This is a genomic window from Paenibacillus sp. FSL H7-0331 (genome assembly GCF_001956045.1).
In genome coordinates, this window is record NZ_MRTH01000017.1 from 1 (window position 1) to 19846 (window position 19846).

13 protein-coding genes are annotated in these 19846 nt (G+C 38.3%); 2 read left to right on the plus strand and 11 right to left on the minus strand.

What is annotated here, in order from left to right; all coding sequences use genetic code 11:
* Positions 1–159: 159 nt before the first annotated feature.
* Together BK127_RS43840 and BK127_RS23350 are read right to left on the minus strand one after the other, a co-directional pair.
* On the minus strand, positions 160–3480 hold the full coding sequence (locus BK127_RS43840) for a hypothetical protein (RefSeq protein ID WP_076233940.1): 3321 nt from the start codon (positions 3478–3480) through the stop codon (positions 160–162).
* 27 nt (positions 3481–3507) lie between these two features.
* Positions 3508–5274, minus strand: coding sequence for a DUF2927 domain-containing protein (locus BK127_RS23350; protein ID WP_076233941.1), 1767 nt, complete (start codon positions 5272–5274; stop codon positions 3508–3510).
* Between the two features lie 462 nt (positions 5275–5736).
* Here BK127_RS23350 and BK127_RS23355 point away from each other — a divergent pair, with 462 nt between their 5' ends.
* The gene (locus BK127_RS23355; protein ID WP_076233942.1) at positions 5737–6348 is read left to right on the plus strand and encodes a stalk domain-containing protein; all 612 of its coding nucleotides are present in this window, start codon (positions 5737–5739) and stop codon (positions 6346–6348) included.
* Here the strand turns inward: BK127_RS23355 and BK127_RS23360 are convergent.
* From BK127_RS23360 to BK127_RS23395, 9 genes are all read right to left on the minus strand, one after another.
* Positions 6345–9410, minus strand: coding sequence for a phage tail spike protein (locus tag BK127_RS23360; protein ID WP_076233943.1), 3066 nt, complete (start codon positions 9408–9410; stop codon positions 6345–6347). The genes BK127_RS23355 and BK127_RS23360 overlap by 4 nt on opposite strands.
* A 10-nt stretch (positions 9411–9420) precedes the next feature.
* Complete coding sequence (locus tag BK127_RS23365) at positions 9421–10206, minus strand: phage tail domain-containing protein (protein WP_076233944.1); 786 nt, start codon at positions 10204–10206, stop codon at positions 9421–9423.
* A gap of 31 nt (positions 10207–10237) precedes the next feature.
* Entirely contained in the window at positions 10238–15580 is a 5343-nt protein-coding gene (locus tag BK127_RS23370) for a phage tail tape measure protein (RefSeq protein ID WP_076233945.1), read from the minus strand.
* 5 nt (positions 15581–15585) lie between these two features.
* Positions 15586–15741: a hypothetical protein gene (locus tag BK127_RS43845; RefSeq protein WP_179097580.1), complete on the minus strand. Its 156-nt coding sequence runs from the start codon at positions 15739–15741 to the stop codon at positions 15586–15588.
* A 27-nt stretch (positions 15742–15768) separates the two neighbouring features.
* Positions 15769–16203, minus strand: coding sequence for a hypothetical protein (locus BK127_RS23375; protein WP_076233946.1), 435 nt, complete (start codon positions 16201–16203; stop codon positions 15769–15771).
* 110 nt (positions 16204–16313) lie between these two features.
* A complete protein-coding gene (locus BK127_RS23380; RefSeq protein ID WP_076233947.1) occupies positions 16314–17108 on the minus strand; it encodes a hypothetical protein in 795 nt (264 codons plus the stop codon).
* A gap of 19 nt (positions 17109–17127) precedes the next feature.
* On the minus strand, positions 17128–17829 hold the full coding sequence (locus BK127_RS23385) for a hypothetical protein (protein ID WP_144026541.1): 702 nt from the start codon (positions 17827–17829) through the stop codon (positions 17128–17130).
* Between the two features lie 23 nt (positions 17830–17852).
* A complete protein-coding gene (locus BK127_RS23390) occupies positions 17853–18326 on the minus strand; it encodes a hypothetical protein (RefSeq protein WP_076233949.1) in 474 nt (157 codons plus the stop codon).
* Positions 18327–18540: 214 nt separating this feature from the next.
* The gene (locus tag BK127_RS23395) at positions 18541–19062 is read right to left on the minus strand and encodes a sigma-70 family RNA polymerase sigma factor (RefSeq protein WP_076233950.1); all 522 of its coding nucleotides are present in this window, start codon (positions 19060–19062) and stop codon (positions 18541–18543) included.
* Positions 19063–19403: 341 nt separating this feature from the next.
* Between BK127_RS23395 and BK127_RS23400 the strand changes: the two genes are divergently transcribed.
* Positions 19404–19844, plus strand: coding sequence for a helix-turn-helix domain-containing protein (locus BK127_RS23400; RefSeq protein WP_076233951.1), 441 nt, complete (start codon positions 19404–19406; stop codon positions 19842–19844).
* Positions 19845–19846: the final 2 nt, after the last annotated feature.

Consider the following 19846-nt stretch of genomic DNA (forward strand, 5'->3'; position numbering starts at 1 on the left):
TTTCATCCACATCTTTACCTTTTCCAAACCATAGTTCTGTCCCGAGCATCAACAATAGTTACTTTTGGGACAGCCTCCTAAAGATATTTGTAATTCTTGTTTACATATACATATAGGCATATATACAACTGTCATTCCTCCATTATAGTTTTAATTGTGCTATTGCTTCATATAAATAAAGTTAATATTCGGTTGTTTAGCAACTGGATTAAGTGCGCTCAAATCCACTGGCGTACCGTCTATTTGTTGACAATACAGTGTGCCCGATATAATACTATTAGTCCAGTTTAATATCTCAACATAGAATCGGAATAACTGCGCACCTATAGTCACAAGGATTGTAGCTGAACGATCATCCGCATCTGGGAAGCGCCAAGTAGAAGGCGTAACCACATTTGAACCACCAATATTGACGTCATCAATTTTAATCGACATACCAATTGCCTTAACAAATCCTTCATAGGAACTTGGATTAAAATCGAAGTTGAATCCCACCCTTGAAGCGCCACCATCAAACCTGCTGTAATTAGCCGACAGATTTTCAAGGGCATAGTCATAAGTACCAATATATCCAAAAATCTCAACATCCTTCCTGATATTAGCAGGAACCAGATTCGCATCACCATACACCTTGCTACCAGCACCATAATAGCCAACAGCAATAGGAATATCTAACTTGTCAGGTGTGATAAGCTTGATACCGTTATCTGGCATCGTACCAGTTCCCTCAAGGATTTCGTACCCACCTAACACCTTGGCAAAGTCAATATTTACTCTCTGGATATAGGTAGTACCGTCGTAATAACCTGCTGGCAAATCTACTCTCGTATCCGAGCGCGGTGTCCACACATAAGGAATCTTGGGCATCGTTCCTACTTGATTTCCTGATGCATTACTAAATGTCTTTCCAGCTAACACATTGGCAGCTATCGCATTTCCTGTAGCAGTTGTAATGCTATTAATGTTATTTATGAATATTTGTTTAGGATCATTAGCCGCTGTAGGTCTACCCTTGGCAGTGATAGCAGCAGCTACATCACCTTTAAATTCACTGCCAGATTGAAAAAGCTCATTTATCGCACTAACAACACTTGTTTTATTAGTAGTTAAAAGATTTGTTAATTTACCTATTTTATTTTCAGAGTGCAATTTAATATCTTTAATACTACCATCTTCGATTTGACTTCCATCAATCATTGATACGGTTGTAGAAATGTTTTTGAAAATAATAATATTTAAATGAGTTCCCACAATCCAATTACCTGTTTTTTGTAGTTGTAAGCTATCGTTTGAAATCGTGTAATCGATATCTTTTTCGATATATACAGAATTTTCATAAACCATAATCATATCATTATCTTTGTTGAATGATGCAATACCAATATCTACACTAGAAGATGCTGTTGTTACATTTACAGTATTTTTAAGCATTACTAGCTTTCCACCTGCGGAAGCATTTATTTCATTGATCGCTGATACCAAATCGGTTCTAACGGATGTTTCTAGATTTGCTTTATCCCCTATATCGTTTACCTTGACAACAGCTTCATCAATTTCTACAACAGTTGATGTTGGTTTATTGGTAATATCATTCCAATCCAAACTTGTAATAACATCATCAGGGATTTGTGAAAGTGGTATTTTACCATTGTTGTCCAAAGACGCTGGTGTAAATCCAAGTGCATCTTGTTTACCATCCCATTCAGTTATCTTAGAATCAGAAATCATACGATGTGAGCTATCTTGTTTAACCAGTGTTGCTGGAAATTCAGCATTACTATCTAGTTTTAATAGTTTATTCGCTGTTGTTCCTGAATTAGCAATAATTGTAGGATGATCAGGCGTTCCACCGATGGCAATATCCGAATTGGGCGAAGTTATATCTGTAACTGTCCCTGCACCGTCTAATCCTCTTTGGGCAATCTTAATCCAGTAAGCTGTATCTGTCGGCAAATTACCAGTTGTCGCGAGAATACACTGATAGGTGCTGCCGATATAGACAACTTTATTCAATGGAACATAAGAATGAGCGTTGTTATAGTCTTCAAGTAGCATGAAAGCTTCATAACCATCTTGGCGAATATTTTCAGCACTTTCTCTATTTGTTTCACTTAAGACTCTGTTACCTTCTGTATTATTCCTGCTGTCTTCCGCTAAAGCTCTTGCAGTTTCATTGGATATTCTAGTAATTTCGTTGTTCTCTCTTGTGGATTCATAAGAATCTCTTAACACTTCTGTATCCAAACGGTCTTGTTCAGCAGATATTCTTATGGATTCTGCGTTAACTCTGACCAATTCTGCCGTTACTCTGGAAGCTTCCTCATTGACCCTTGCCAGTTCAGCGTTGACTCTTGATGTTTCTGCACCAACCCTGAGTAGTTCCTCTGCAACCCTTGCTGATTCAGCGTCAACCCGTGAAGTCTCAGCATTGACTCTTTCACTCTCCGAGGTGACTCTGTTTGCCTCAACAGTAACACGTGCAGATTCGGCTGCAACTCTAACCAGTTCAACTGTGACACGATTGGATTCAGCCGATACCCTTGCCAGTTCCTGTACTACTCTATCGGATTCATTCGCTAATCTGGTTGTTTCTGAACTCAGTCTTGTGTTTTCCTCATTTACCCGTGCAGCTTCTGATGCTAAACGAATAACCTCAGCATCATCTCTTGCTGTTTCGGCAGCTACTCTAGCAAGTTCTTTGTTGACTCTGTTTGCTTCTACATTAACTCTTGAGATCTCTGCTGACACACGTGCTAATTCTGCTGTAACTCGTGAAGCTTCCGCGTTAACTCTGTCTGATTCTACCGCAACTCTAGATGCTTCTGCGTTTACACGTGCTGATTCTTGGTTTACTCTTGTAATTTCAGATGCTACACGAATAGCTTCTGCTGCTTGCACTGCGGTATTAGTGGTATTCGCTGCTGAAGCTGCTGTATTGGCATCATTTCCTTTGGCTAAAGCGTAATCGCCTTGAGTTTGTGCATAGTCACCTTTAGAATTGGCATATGAAGCTGCTGTATTGGCTGCATCGGTTGCCTCTTCGGATTCAGCAATGGTTTCAAGAAGTTCTGGAATAGCGATAATGGCTTCCTGGCCAGCTTCAATAATCTCATTTAAAGTTTCAACAACATTGCCATTTTCAGCCTTAGTCCATATTCGATCTACTGGAAAGAACAATGCACCTCGACCATAATAGGTAAACGATAGTGTTTTGCCCTCCGCTGAAGCATGAAAGGATATTAATCCTAAGTTATAGTCCACAGAAAATTGAAGGTTTACTGGTACTGTTTGAATAACTTCGTTGTAATATGTGATTCCCTCCGCAACTTGGACTCGATGAAATTCATCAGGAATTTCCGTGAGTTGAACTTTACCGTTTATGACCTTGAACGGTACATTGGTATAAGGGATATAAGGATCATTCCCTAAACCTGATCGCATCTGTCCAAGAATAGGTGAATTATAGTTGAAACTATTCATTTCACACCTCTTTTGTATTTTTTGTTTTTATGATATTGAGTTAATACTGTCCATCAACAAATTCATATCATAAGCTGTTATCGTCACTCCACTTGATTTATTGCTTGGTGGTGCTGTTGGTGGATTCAACTCTCTAATCGCATTGCAAACTTGATTAAAATGATAATAATAAAACACGCCACCTGAATTAGCCGTTGTAAAAGAGCCATCTCCATTGTACCAAGGAAAAACGGAATATTGATTCATCCCTTTTACTCCCAAAAGAGCATTGATGTTATTTTGCAAATTCGTCCATTCGGTTGCTCCTACGTAATATCCCATTGCTTGCTTTTGTTTTCCCAAAACGAGATTGCCACTTGTATCTTTTCCTGCATAAGTCCAATCAAAATACGCAGATCTGCTATAGCTTGTAAAATACTGCCAAGCTGTGTATGGAGAAAATGGATGCCCAATATTGTAGTTATAATCATATTCAACACTAAAAGCTCTCCATTTATAAGGGACATTTTGCGATAAATTGCTTAATGCAAATCCAAATGGGACCCCTGCTTGAATGTACCTTCCGTAATAATACGGGACACATAACATATCTCCCACTTTTGAAAATGTTTCTCCTACAGGCATATCAGGACTATATAGAATCTTCATAACTTCTTTATCAACTGGATAATATCCATTTGCACCCTTAGTTGGGTATGGAAATTCACAAAATACTGTATCTCTTGTTTTCCAGTCGTTACCTGCTCCAAGACATTGAGCTATTTCTTCTCTGCAAATACCAGCAAAACTAGAGAAATCCGCACCATCAGTTGCTACTTCTACGTTTCCATATTGTATCGGTCCTCCGGGAGCATAATGAGACCAGTGCCCCATTTGAATAAAATCAGAATTGGGTCCACTATTAAACAAACTCTGCATAGTTCCTACTCGAATGACTACATTGGCAGACATATTATCTCCGATATAGGTAAAGTTTCTTCCTGTCATTGTGCTTAGCTCATTCAAAACTTGAACTATGGTATTTACATTTGACTGGTTATAACCAAAATCGAATGTAGTTGAAAATGTAACCGTTTGTTGAACAAATTTTCTAACTGGATATGGATTTATCAAATCTCCTCTCCATTTAGTATCTTCATTTACTTGTATACAAGCATTCAAGAATAGTTGCCTTGCAGCATAGCTATAGGTTCTAAATGGTTCTGCTATAACACCATCATCACGAGTTATTTCAAAGATTACACCCATAGAATTCGATGCTGCTACAGGTTTGTTGGGCTTTTCCGTTTGCAAACTATATGGGGAAGTTAAGTATCTTGCACCTTTTACTGGAACCCATCTTGCTTCCCAAGCAGATCCTATATAAGCCATCCATACGAAATTATATTCAGTATTTTGTGCAGGTAATGTGAAGGTGACTCCTATATATTCATTACTTGCATTTATAAATCCACTGTCACGGATGTATCCTGTTAAGTTTCCTACTGTATTTGGTGTTTGACCTTGAGGATATAGCAAGAGTCTAATACTAGTTGCTTGACTGGATGAATACCCACCAGGCACTTGTAAGTAGATGAGGCCGTCATCAGTTGTATAAGATCCCCACATTTGTTTTGCCATAAGAGAAGTGCCAGAGAAGTTTCCATCATCATTTAGTGTGCTTTTAGGAAATTTGTTAAAAGTACCATTAGAGCTTTCATTACTGCCTCTTATGATGTTTTCTTTTGGTGCGACTCTATAGCCAGAACTACCCGAAAAGTAGCCATTCTCTTCTGTCTTTAACATTTCTTCCAAATTTTTACTCACCTTTCTATATATAATAAAATTAACATTTTATTATAATATAAATAGCCACTCGATAAGAGTGACTTTTAAAAATCGATTCTATATGGTCTGCTCAGTTACATCAGATTCCTCACAGTTAGAACGAGCTTCTTTTATAGCATATTTCTAATAATTTTTGTATTATTTTATGAAGATTTTAGTAAATTTAATGGTCTACGAGTAATCGTAATATAACTACGAGCTACTCTACTCAGTAAGAAAGTGTCTATAACGGTCTTACATATTATCCATTTTTCATATCTTAAATCTCAATGAGTAATGAACTAGAGAATGCATGTTCTATTATCAGGATATCAATATGCATTATTTTTGTAGAACAATGGGGTTGACAACATCGCATACTTTTTTTCACATTACAAATCCTCTTAACTCATGGTACAATATTCCAAAACAAATATAAGGAGATTTAACATGAAAAAGTATATTGTTGGTGGTCTGGTTGGCGCAACTCTGATGTTCTCAACTCAAGGGTTTGCAGCAGACGCAATTGAAAAAGTTGAAGCTTACATTAAAAATCAACCTGTAAAATTAAATGGACAAGCTGTAATATTGGATTCTCCTGCATTAGTTTATGATGGCAGCACATATTTGAAATTAAGAGATGCTGCTAAGTTGACAGGGTTAAATGTCAATTGGAATGAGCAGACGCAGACTGTTGAATTAGAGAATACAAATACTTCAACTCCTCAAAAACCAATTGGTGTAAATGTCCCGTCACAAGCACAACCAGCAGCACCACAAACGAATGCATCAAATTCGCCAGTGGAAGATAAATATGCTGGTAAAGTTTTTGTAAGTAGTGAAGACCTTGGTGATTTATTTAAAACTCCTGAAAGGAAATACCTTTCATTCGCTGATAAATCAGAAAAACAAAACGATTCCTTTTTTGGGCACTCTGACGATTATAAAACATCAACGATGTATTATAGTATTGATTTCCTCATTAAATTAGGTGTTAAGCAGTCTGAACTAGAAAACTTACCAAAATATAAAGTTATAAATAATAAAATCCAAAAAATTTAACCAAATGTTGCTACATATGTTTTGGAATCAACGTAGCTTTTACTTGCAACTTCTCCTACCCCACTGATAATTGGAACATTATTAAAAACGACTCCTGCTGTAAAGTTGATTGCACTTCTAGCACCTAAAATAATTCTACCATCAGTGGTATAGGTAATACTGCCGTTGCCATCGAATGTAATACTTTGATCTCCTGAGCCGTTAAGTTTGATATTTCTACCTACATTTACGTCTGTTCTTACATCAACATAAGAATCGGAAGCTAATGTGCCACCACGTATTGTTGCAGAATAAATTGTTTTATTATCAATAAACGTCCCACCAGTATATGTTCCAGCAGCAATAGCAGCAGCAGCGCCAGCAGCATTATTAGCAGCACTTTGGGCGCTGTTTGCTGTTGATTGTGCTGTTACTGTTGCAGGATCACTCCCTATATTTGCCCATTGGATACTTCCACCTGTAATAACAACATTGCTTAAGGTGCATGTGCCATTCGGTGAAACTCTAAATGGAGCCGAACCAAACGACGAACTACCCAAATATAATCCATTCGTGTCTGCTTTCAAAATGGTATTTCCTGATCCAATAGTTAAAGTCCCACCCACAATATTCGAATTATTCATGGTTGAACCATTAATTGTGCCAGAGAGTGTAATATTATTCGCAACCACGTTACCAGTCATATCAACACGGAACGGACTACTTCCAAAAACAGAATGTCCTAATTGGATTCCTTGGTTTGACGCTTTAAATACATTATTCCCTGAACCAATAGTAGACTCTACTCCGAACATGGTTCCTGCTTTAATTGTTGCTGCCGTAACTCCTCCACCATCAATAATCGTGGTTCCATCAGTTGATGAAATTTGCAATGCACCCTTTTGAATGTACAAACCTCTAAAGTCCAAACGAGCAAATCTAGTATCATCATTAGGTGTAGATGCAGTTATACCATAAGCATTCAAAGTTACACTCGTTGGCAATGGGGCTTGTAATCTTAGATCATTACGAATCGCTTTGTTAATATCAGTTGAAAAGGTATTAGCTGTAATGAGATTAGTATCTGAATAAGCTTTTGCAGCAGCCAAAGCCGCCGCGGCAGTGTCATTTGCACTACTTTCTATTGAATTCCAATAATTTGCTGAAGCTATTACTTCATTGGGAATCTTTTGACCACTTGGACTCACAGATATTTGATTTGCATATAACGTTACAAATTCACCAAGTACACCTCTTACGTTTTCGGCTACCAATCCATCATATCGCAAAGCTGTCTTCCAATGGTTTCCTCCGTCTGCACTTATCGCTAATACGCCATTCTGAGCAATCAGTACTTTCAACGGATCGGTAGGATCATGGATGCGAATTCCTTTACGATCAATCGTGACAGTATTATTATTAGAGGCTACAATCCCACGTTCAGTACTATCCCAAATATTATTGATCGTTTGATAAATTTCCGAACTCGTAGTTACCGTATCATCCAATTCATATTTATTTCGATCATAAGTAGCCGATGAAGTGATTGCCTTGTAAAGACTTCGTATCATTTTTTGTTCATCTGTTAATATATCTTTTACATTACTTATCGTTAATTGAACATCTCCACTTTCATAGTTGAAGCTAAGTTCAATAATCTTAGCTGTAATATTCACTCCAAGCTTTTCATGTTCAATTTGCACAATATCCCCTAATACGAGCTTACCCCAATTTTTATATTCCGTTAGGATCTCAAGGAAATTCACGATATTAACACTTGCTGATATTCTTGGTTCTCTTCGCTTCTCCAATTCCTTTTTAGCAGCATCATATAACTGTTTGGCATCCGTGTAGTTTTCATTGGAAAATTCATCAACGATGATCCATGGATTCCATTCATTTAATTGGTCTTGCGTGAAATTACTGGCTAGACTTATACTATTTCTCAGCGTTGTGAGTTGAGAATCAACATTAGACAATTGGGTATTAACTCCGTCAACGACTGCTTGTTGACTTGCTATCTGTACTAATTTAGCATTCTTCTGAGTAATCAATGCTGAAGGATTCGCATTGGTAGAATTCGCAATACTTATGGAATCTTCTATCACAGCTAATTCAGTCGTTAATGTGCTCATGATTGTATTCTGAGTCGATAAATTCGCTGTGTAGGAATCGAAATTAGCTAATAGTGTATTAAAGGTTGGTATTTGTGCTTCAACTAATTCTGAGTAATCTAAGATTGCATTCGCTAGACTGTCTGAAATATCTTTAGCATGAGAAATCACATTGCCACTGGTATCTCTTTGGAATCCATATAGGAGTGATGAGTAGTCTTCCACAAAATTACTCCCTGTTGGATTCACTCTATTGATACTTAACCCAGAACGTCCAAATGCCTTTAACCTTGTACAATAGGTTGATCCATCTGACTCATAGGTTACATTTTGCATCAATTTCCCATACTTAATACTTAATCCTTTATTATGACCGATATCATCAATATCATAGAAAGATATTTTACGGTTAACAGTATCATAGACAATTACGGCTTCAAATGTTTCTGCTACTTGTTGAATAGCATCTAAAACCGATGCTGTGATATCAAATGAACGATTTTTAATATCGAACGCAGATGAAACGTAATCAATCCTCCATATTGTGTCATACAGCAGATTGGATAAGACATAGGATGCATTCTTGGAAGTTACCTTATAATCTTTAATTTTCTTATCTCTAAGCTCATATCCAAGACTATAACACTCCACCTTTTTATAATCCTGATCTTCTTCCATGACATCGGAAACCTTATTAATAATATAATATTCCGTATAGTCTCCCTTGAAAAATTTAATAATCCTACGGTTGTATATGTTCTCGATATTCGGATTTTTAGTTTCTTTATGGTAACGTTCAATCAGATAGGGAACATAGAAACTGAGTTCGTTGATATTTCCCAATGTAATTTTTTGGCTTAGATTATATGCCTCTGATAAGTTGCCAACGACTGTTCGACTCAAATCATTTTTACATATTTGTAATGATGGTCTTACGACATCATCTGGTAAATCTGCATACCCTAACATGATATCTCCTCTATCCTTGTATGGTCTTAAATTGTGTAGATAAAAATATCTCCACATTCCCCTTTATGTTTAAATGATTATTCCCTCTAATCAATTTCAAAAATTTACTATTCGTTGTCATATTACTAAAGCGATAGGTATGACTTATATCTGTTTCGATATGTTGAGCTTGACAATCGATTGTTAGGGTTTCATTATTTGCAAGGCCTGTAAAAGCTAGAACTTCTCCACCATTAGAATTATTGGTAATGGAAAATGAACCGCCATTGATAACTTTAATTTTCAATGTTGGATAATTATCAAAGTCACCATGATTAGGAACAATAATTTTTGTTCCTTCTGAGACGTTACTGGTAAGATTGATAATTTGATTATAGACTGGACTATAGGAGAAGGGACTATCACATACAACATTCAAATTCAGGTATCCTTGACTTAATCCGTTATGAATCAACTCTGATGTATCTGTAAACATGACATAGAAGATACGATTGAAATTCTCTGAGAATTGTAAAGGAGCATAGAAAGTAGGAGATGTCAGCCATCGAGCGACATTTCGAATCTTCTCTGAGTCATACTTCTCATCAAATCCAAAAGACAAGTTAAATGATAACTTTTCATATTCAGTATTCATGAAATAGGGAGTTGGATTATTTCTAATTTTGACTTCTTTAATTGATTTATTTGCTGTGAATGATTCCGTCAACATTCCTGAAGAAATGTTCACATTGAAGATGCCAAAGGATTGGCTCTGAACACCATTAAAAATAAAATACTCACTTGATCGAATCGACATTTTTTCACCTCACATTAAAAAGAGAGCTAGATCATCTAGTCCCTCGTTTTTCTAATTCTTTTACAAATGTATTGAACACCGCCTGCCCACCAGCTTTGTCTCCATTAACAGAAACATACATATTGATACTTCCAATTGAACTACTCGCTTCAGCGGCAGAAGCCTGGCTATTCAACAGATTGGATACGTTACTTAATGCATTTCTGCCTAACTCACTCAAAAATTTCAATGGATCACTTAATACAATCTCAGATTTCTTCAAGATAGCAGGAATCTCGTTACTACTGAGGAGTTTACTCATCCAGCCTTGCTGAGAAGTACCAGAAACTCCTACTTCACCACCATCATGATAATATAGAGGATTATTATCTTTGTCGTACCAAGTACCATCTCGATACGTAGCCCCAATGGAATATCCTATTGTCTCATTTGCATCATGTAGTTCTTTCTTTCTCGCTTCACTCGTTGTTGGTTTATTCCATTCTTCAGAATTTGCTTTCATTTTCTTTTTGGCTTCTTCTTCTGGTGTGAGTGCTGGCGTATAAACAGGATTGTTCTTTTTTGCACTTGGTAAATCAGCAGTAGGATCCTTTAAAAATGCATTTGCATCTTCATTAAATCGAGTTAATTGTTGATTTAGATTTTTATCAATTTCCGCACCCATAACCTTAGCCAGTCCTGCAATTCCACCCGAAAACGTTTCGAAATTCTTCAATACTTGATCCAGATGACCTTCCATGATATTTCTCTCTATATCCAAGTAGGTTTGATCATTTTCAATAATGTCTTTCCATTTATTCTCGGCATTCTCTTTAATTAAATCATTGGTCGCTTTATTAGCCTCATAAGTAGCGTCTTCTGTCTTTCTCGCTGCTTCAATTTCCTTTTGCTTTGCCTCTAATAAGTCTGCTAAACCCTCTTTGCGCAAAGCTTTGGTACGATCTTTCTGCAGCTTGTCGATCTCTTGAATCTTATCAGACAATTCCTTTTGTAAATCAACTTGCTTGGCTTTCGATTCAATGGAATCATCTAAGGCTAGTTCTTTGATCTTAACTCGAATATCGTCGGCTTCTTTTTGCGATTTGGTAAGATTATCATTGTAATCAGCCGTATCAGATTCGCGGTCAATGGATTGTTGGATTAGATTAATCGAAGCTTCAAACTTCTTCATCTCACTATCGTAGTTATCCATTTTTTGCTTATGTCGCTTTTCTTCTGCTTCTGCTACTTTTTTGAGAGCGTCTAATTCAACATCGCGTTGAGCTTCGAAAATTTTCTTCTGCAGCTCAACAGCTTGCTTGGCGATTTCCTTGCCATTGGATTCTTTCTTATCTTCCAGCTTTTTCTTGGCATCGGCAACATTCTTATCTGCTTTTAATTGCTCTGATGCGGTGAGGTTAATGAGTCCGCGCTCTTTTGTCCATGACTCATTTGCCATACGTTCACGAGCGGCAATAACCATTTTAGCTATCTCTATTTCTGTATTACCAGCAAGCATCATCCGGTCAGTTTTTTCCTGAATCCAAAGTTCAGAATGACCCATCTGAGCTTTTTTTAGATCGTTTTGGGACTTGAGCAGATTTTTATCAATTTCAGCTTGATCCTTTTCTGTGTACTGATCCTTTTTAGCTAATACGCGATTCCAGGAATCGAAAACCATCTGGGTAACTTCAACCTCTGATTTGCCAAGCAAATCCATGGATGATTTTTCTCGATCAATCCAATCTTTAGAAAGGTTAAACGTTTCCTCTTTTAAATTTCGTTGAGCGATAGCTAAGTTTTTCTGGATCTCATCTTGACTATCTGGTGTATAGTCGTCTTTCTTTTGCTGAAGACGCAACCAAGCATCATATTCCATCTGAGCCATTTCAATTTTAGACTTGGAATTAAGCTCCATATCCGACTTTTCATTGGCAATCCAATTTTTAGAATGATTATATAAAGATTCTTTCGTTTTTTTATCAGTTTGTTCAATGAATATCTGGAAATCCCACCACTTGGAACTTAAGTCGATAAGGTTTTTATTAGCCTGATCAAGTTGCTGCAGTAGTGCACTTTTACTTTCTTGATCTTTAGTTTTGGCTATTTTAGTTTCAAGCTTTTCAATATCTCCACGTAGATTCTCAGCTTCAGTAACAGTTAACTTTTGTTTTTCTTTGGTAACGTCGCTTTGCTTTTGTAGCTCAATGCGATAATCCTGAGAAGTATCTTTGTAGCGAGTCATGATGGATTCAGATTCTTTTAACTGAGCATCCAAACGCTCAATAGAATTTTTATATGCATCCACTTTATACTCATCATGCGCTGCTGAGGTAGAAGCTGCTTGTTTACCCTTGTCATTATTTTTAGGATCTCTAAGCATGTCCTCTAATAGTTTTATTTGAGCATCACGTTCGTCAGAATTTGATTTTGCCTCATAATAATCAGCTTCTAATGCTTTTAGAGCTTCATCGTCCTTATTTATTTTATCTTTAATAGTTTTCGATGCAAAAGGAAGTAAAGGATTAGATTTGGCTAATGCTTGTCTTGACTTTGCCTCATCCAGCTTTTTTTTAGCATCGTCAAGATTTGTTATTTGTGTTAATTCAACACCGTAAGCCTTCATTCTCATTAGCGTATTGATTTGAGTCGCATTCGTCGCTTTTTTTTCGCTTTCCAAATCATTGATTGCTTTAACAACCTTGGCACGTCTAAGCTTTTCAATGGCATTCTCTTCAATTGTATACCCATCGGTAAGTTTAGTTACATGAGATGCTAGTTCTGGATATTGAATAATCAAATTTTTTATAGCATCAGCAGAAAGTGAATGCCCTTGAGATACTTCTTTTAGCGCATCATTTAGCGGCTTTAACGTTTTTTCTGCTCTATCCATCGTCTCAGCCAAATTTCCTGAATAGGCTACCAGGTTATTAACACCATTGGAAGCAACTGGCGTGATATTGGACAATGCTTTAAGACTGCTTTCGACTACATTAGCTGCCATACCGCTAGAAAGCAGTTTACTTCTTAAAGCTTCCAAATCTTCGTTACTTAATGTTTTACTTAAATCAATTTTGTTGTCTGTAATAAACTTTCCAACATCTTCAGACGCTTGCCTATAATCTATTATTATTTGATCATAGTTCTTCTTGGTAATATTTTGGGATTGAACAAAGCCTTCTCCAAACTTATCCAAAAAAACTTTAACATTTTTATCAGTAGTTCCGGTTTCTTCCATAAAAGAATCATTTACTACTTTTAATTCAGTGGCAAATTTCTTGGTTTCAGCTTCAATTTTAATGTTTTCAGTTTTCATCGTTATGCTTAGTTTGCCATAACTTGCTCTTGCATTTTCAACTGCATTATCTATATTTCCATCAAATTGCAAAAGAGAATTAGCAAGAAAATTTTCGGACGTATATGAATTATTTGCTTTAAATATCGAATTGATTTTACCGCGCAATTGCTCCATCTTGGGAATGTTTGCACTAGAAAACATATTTTCTTTATTTATTTGATTGGCAGAAAAAAACTCCTGAGTATACTTTAAAGACTCTAAATTTGCCTTTGAGTAATTGAATTGGTCTTTATTTTTAGATACCTTTCCTTTGCTTTCATCTATGCTTTCTACTGTCTCTTTCAAACTTTCAGATAAATTATTGGAAAGATCCTTCTTTCTGCCTGTATTTAATTTCTTTTCCTTTTCGATTAGTGCATCAATTTCCTGTGAAGTTTTATATACGGCTTTTCCTTCCGCATCATAATGATCAATGATTTCAGGCATAATAGCGGACATTTTCTGCCTAATGTTGTTCAATTCTTCTTGAGAGGACGTTGTGTTCGCATACTGTTTGTTTAATTGCTCTAAAGTTGAAATATGCTGAGATGCCGTATCTGTGCCTGTTTTCAAATCATCGAACATTTTGTTTTGCGATTCATCAGCAGCCATATACGAATTCATAACTTTCTCAAGTACAATACTAAGCGCTGCCAGAGCAAGCCCAATACCTGTAGAAGCGGCAAATCCCCTTATTGATAGTTTCGCAACCTCTGCCGAAATACCCAGTGATTGGAATCCTTTTCCCAAACTTAAAACAGAAAATGTTAGTATTCTAAGATTACTGCTAAGCAACAAACCAGCAATGCCAAGTGCAGAAATCGCTACGGGAGCAATACCAACTAGCTTAACTAATCCATCTAAAAGTCCAACCAAGCCGGTCAGAATTGTAGTAATATTTCCTATTGATTCCGAATCAAATGCAGACTGCCAAACACCGCTCCAGGCATTTTTCAGCTTTGTCAGCTTGGCTTCCGTTCCTTGCTGCAGCAGGTCAAACTTCTGCTGGGTTGTTCCAGCCGAGTACAGAGATTGCTCATAATTTTTAACCGAATCCTTATAGTCTTCCATCAATCTAATAAAGCCGAGCTGTGGGGTGATCCCTGCCACTGCTGTCGTCGGCGCGGGCCCTGTAATTGCCGCGGTAATATTAGTCTGCTTCTTAGCCGATAGGCTAGTCCATTTTTTACCAAGGTCATCCATGACATCGCCGAAGTTGCGGAAATTTCCTTTCGTGTCATGCAGCTTAACATCGGCTTCCGCTAAGGCATCTTTTAATTGATAAAGTTGAGTCGTATCCTTGCCATCTCGCAGCGTTTGCATTCTGGCCAGGATTGTTCTCATTGCCGTACCAATGTTTTCTGCACTCTCGCTCGTTCTGGAGGATAAGGTCGCGACCCAAGAGCTTACCTTCTCGAATTCGACTCCGACGCTTCCGGCGGTTCCGCCAATTTTCTGTATCGCCTTTCCAACTTCATCTGCCCCGACAGAGGTAGCATCGCCTAAGTAGCTGAACACATCAGCCGCTCTGTTGATGTTCACCCCTATATTGCCGATGGTAGCCGTTAGTATGTGCGAAGAGGTGGCATAATCCATGTTGGATATTTTGGCATATTTCATAGCGGTTTGCGTTCTTTGCATAGCTTCTTCCATGGACAAGCCTTGTCTGGCAAATTCGACGGTAGTTTTAGCTATATCCAGAGTGGCAACACCCATATCCATGCCCATCTTATGAAATTGCTCGCCATATTTGGCTACATCACCTTGACTCTTCATGTAGATGACTGAAAGATCGGTCAATGATTTATTTAATTCATTCACATACGTAATGCCATCTTGAAAAAAAGTGCTCATCTGCTTCCATGCATTATCGAAAGCCAATCCGATCGTCTTAAGCTCGTCTTTAAAATCAAGCTTCTTTTTATCGTCCATATCGATTTTCAATGTAATTTTCTTCATGTCTGGATTATTTTCAATTCTTTGAATCGCTTTATTGATTTCAGTAATGGTTTTATCTTCTTTGATCGATCCTACGACCATTACCCCAAGATCTGCCATAGTGATTACTCCCCTTGCTCTTGGATGTCTGCCTCGATAGGCTGGGACAGGATGTATTTAATGGCGACCAGCGCCTCCGCTTCATTGCCTTTTAAATCCACACGGTCCAGAAACGCAAAGATGTTATTTTTAACCTGCTCATTTATTTCGTATTTAGCCATTAGACCCACATCCCCTACATATAGTTTTTACTCATTTTCAAGCTGACTGTTGATCGATTTACTATTTTCGCTGGCTCGCTTCATTGTGTCCGTTACTTTCTGTAACTCCTTTTCGTCAAAGGCATTGAGAATTTCTTCTAAAATACCAAGATCAAGCAGCTTCTCGCAGCATACTACGAGCTTGTCAATTTCATTGGGAATTTGACTTAAGCTTGTAAAATGGCGCAGCAGCAGCATATAAAAGACGAAGGTCGTATCCTTGAGCACCCCCATACTGACTGCTTTCGTGTGGGTCTGCTCCAACAGTTCCTGGTAATCGATCAATAGCTGCTGAATTTTGGCTTTCCTGAAATGTACATCAATCAATAAAAAGTCTCCGGTTTTTAACGTTACTTTCTTTTGCTCATTAAATTCCTTGGCATGTGCTTTATTGACAGTAGTGAGTGTTAATTGCTTGCTCATATTATCGCAGCTCCTTTATGGTTCATTCTCATGTTCAAAAGCCCTCACATAAGAGAGAGCTTCTCAAAATGAGAAGGCAGAGACTCTTTCTCTGCCTTCTTTCTTACTTATTACGCCAATAACGCGTCGTCGTAAATTGTCATCGTCCACATTTCCGTGCCGTTAACCGGTTTAAGAATTTGCATCGGGATATCAAATACGGATGGATCGCCTGTTGCGGCCATATCGACCTTCCAGTTATCTTCCATTTTGGCATTATTGATTACAATTTGTGCAGCAAAATCCTGATGTGTAACCACATCGCGAACTAGGCAGTCAAGAACGACTTTGAAAGAACCTGCAAACTTATCGGACGAAACGGTAATTTTATTCGATGTTGCGTCAGTATCAGTTTGATAGTACGCGACGATTTCAGCGCCGTCAGGAAGCTCACCAGTATTAAAAGCAAGCACTTTAGCTGTAAGAGTATACTTGCCGGCAGCAATGCTGCTTGATGCATAGGTTAATTCGGTGCCATGCGTACCGTCCGAATTCAACTTGTAAACGCTAATGAGCGCTCCCGCATGAGCAGGAGTATATTTCAGACTTGCCGAATTATCGCTTACCTGCAGAACATCTCTTTGATAAATCTGTTGTGAGGCTTTATCCAGACTGTTACCTGTCATCATCGCGATGACCTGGTTCGTAAAAAGCGCGTCCTGAAGCGTAACTTTACCTTCCCGCCCGGAACTGAAGCCGAGAATTTTGGCATTGCCACGGCCGCCTCTGGCATATACGGTTTCAGCACTGTTTTCCAGCCCGGAGGTTTTCAAATTGTTTAATTGTACCAATGCTTTTCCGGTCTTCAGATCATAAAATGTTGCTACAGCTACTTCGCGAATACCCCATTGATTAGGTGTTGTCATCTAAACCATCTCCTCTGAATTATGTTTCTAAAATTTTTGCCCAATGAATTTGATCAAAGCGGATCTGCTTGCCATCTACAGTTCCTGCATAAATGCCGGATAGTATATGATGGTAATTATCAATATTTTCGATTGTGTAAAATCCGTTATACAGCTGATAAATTGTGAGCTCGAAAATCGTAACCAAGCTAATCGTGTTCGATTTCCAAGCCAAGCCTGAAATCATGCTGTACAGATTCATCGTCTCTCTGGATTTCGGTCTATGTTTTCGACCATTTTTGATTCGCTCAATCATCTGGGCAGCCCTTGAATTAGCCGGTCGATACTCTGCTTCTTTATCGGCTTTGATGTAGTTAGCCTTCCTGATAATCTGCTGAATGTAGGTGAAATTTTCTTTGTCGATCCGCTTATCCAGTTGTTCGAAATAAAAGAACACATTCGTCTCATCATTGCCCATCGAAGCTTCGCTTTGAAACAAAAATTTCCAGGCATCTAGCGTTATTTGCCGGAACTCCTCATTATGAAAGCAATATCCGAACAATATCTCCAAGCTGCTTAGTTCGCTTCCCTTTAATTCATCCGTTTGGTTCTTGTCGAATAAGCAAGCCAGTAAATATTGGCTGTACTTACTTTCACCAAGCGATATAATTTCCTTTAATCTGGGAATATGAAGCAGCAAACCATTACCGACATCAACAGGTGTGCCCATGAGCAATTTCAACTGCAAATCCTGCTCATTCAACATTAATTAAAATCCGTCGATTTGAATCGGATATAGTTGCCTTGGTACAGATCGTTAACGGTTAATTCATCCATTTTGTTAAATTCCAGCTTGCCCATGCCAATTCCGCGTTGTTGATTTAACAATTCGTCGATTTTAGTCAACAGATAGTCCACCCTCGTACAACCGTAGACTGTTTGGAATAAATCCCTATGGGTAAATACATTCAAATATATGTACCCTGATTTAAATCGACTGTTTACTAACCGATACTTGCGGAATGAAATAGTTATAAAAGTTTCTTTTGATACGTTAGCCTCCGGTATAAACCGATATGGAAAAATATTTTTGTAGATTAATTCGCTTGGATCATCTACGGAAGGCTGTGCTAAAAAATCATTTTCGCTGTATTTCAGCGCTTTCGTTAACTCCTCCGACTGCAACAAGCGATCTATGATCGTATTCTTGTATTCGCTCAGTTCTGCAAATTTTGCCAATGACATCATCCTCTTTGCAGTATTTTATTTATTGACTGACATCACTCACTGTTCCTCTCCTCCTCTTGTCCAGCTGTAGGTGCAGCCACTCCTCCAAAACAAGAACACTTGTTCGTATTTTGTTCTCATTATTAGGTGGCAGTCGTAAGGGGCTGCTTTACTGAAACTCTCGTGCAAGCCGATGATGATTGCTTTTTACATGATATCAAGCATGCTACTCGCCCGTACTTCCGCATTGCTTCGCCTGCACGACCTTCTTATTCGCCGTCTGCACATAACCCTGCACAGTTCCTTTCTTCACGCCCAGCAATTCTGCGATCTCACTCAAGGAATAGCTCATCCCATGATGAAGCTCATAGCATTCCCGCTCGCGGACGCTCAAGCTGGCTAATACGTGTTCAATTTGCAATCTTTGTGACTCTGTAACCGCGGCAGGCTCGTCCATTACCGGATTGTGCTGCTGCATGTAGATTTGCATTTGGAACGGATCTACAAGCTTTTCCCGCTGGTAAGCGGCTCTGCGTTCAATCCCTCTGCGGTTACCCGGGCATTTGCCGGTATGCATCCATTCAATGGCATAATTGACATCTGCGATCATTTCCGCAATTAACTGCTGCTCCTCGGGTGGATGGGCGACTTTTTTAGCCTTAAGCAATATATGATGAGTGCTGCGGTAAGCTTGTTTCAGCTCGTCTATATCTGTAAGCCATGGTTGATCAGAACTTCCTCGGTTCATTTGTATAACCTCCTGTTTTTTGTTTTATCAAACAAATACCTTTTGGTAACACTTGCTCAGTAAAAATTGATTCTTTTCTTCTTCCTGACGCTTTTACGATGATAACCCCTTGTTATCATTTACTCAAAATGTAATTATTCACCTCTTCTCGAACACTTGTGCTATAATACTATTAAAATTACTCACTTTGGTAAAGCTGGAAAAACAGGCAAATAACCCCTATAACAATCAATTATCTGTCTTTTTAACCTTTTGGTAACAGTTTTTCGTTATTTCTCTTTACCTTTTGGAATATTTTCGGTATATTATTACCAAGAGGTAATGAAGGGTAGGTTCTTACTATGAGCGAAACGCAGTTTGGCAGCTATCTGAAATCCGTCCGTGAACGCAAAAAAATCAGCATTAATCAGCTGGCACTGGATTCTGGAATTAGTAATGCTCAGATCTCCCGCATTGAAAATGGTCTGAGAGGTATCCCCAAACCGGAAACGATTCGCAAGCTCGCCGATGCCTTGAAAGTACCCTATGAGGAAATGATGAGTCAGGCCGGTCATATGCCGGAGGAGCGGTTGAACGAAATCCCAGAATGGGCTACTTCGAGAGACAAGCGGGATTTCAAAAAAATGCTGGAGGAAGATGGCGAGGTCATGTTTGACGGTATGCCGATCAATGATGCGGACAGGCAGCGTATTATGGACGTTTTGACCGGCTTTTTCTGGGAAGCCAAGCAGATGAACAAACGCACCAAACCAAAGAACTCCGATACCACACCCAAGCCGTGAAC